The organism is Candidatus Frankia alpina, from assembly GCF_902806485.1.
GTDB lineage: Bacteria > Actinomycetota > Actinomycetes > Frankiales > Frankiaceae > Frankia > Frankia alpina.
In genome coordinates, this window is sequence record NZ_CADCWT010000652.1 from 1 (window position 1) to 245 (window position 245).

At 70.2% G+C, this 245-nt stretch carries 1 pseudogene; it reads right to left on the reverse strand.

Annotation, left to right across the window (positions count from 1 at the left end):
• Window positions 1-245: pseudogene (locus G6R25_RS24825) on the reverse strand (IS4 family transposase); the annotation flags it as partial.

Consider the following 245-nt stretch of genomic DNA (forward strand, 5'->3'; position numbering starts at 1 on the left):
CTGGTGCCGGGTTCGACCAGGTGGGACAGGTACGACCCGTCGGCGAGCTCGGCGTCCACGGGCAGCCCGCGGTCCTTCTTCACCCGCCAGAGCAGGTCCGCGCCGGTCGCGGCCGTTTTCTCGAACAGCTCGAAGCCGAGGAAGTTGCGGTCGGCCAGCACCAGCAGGCCCGGACGCAACGCGGGAAGCAGGTCACCGAACAGGGCCTGCTCGCTGGCCATCTTCGACCCCCCGGTCCCACCGAA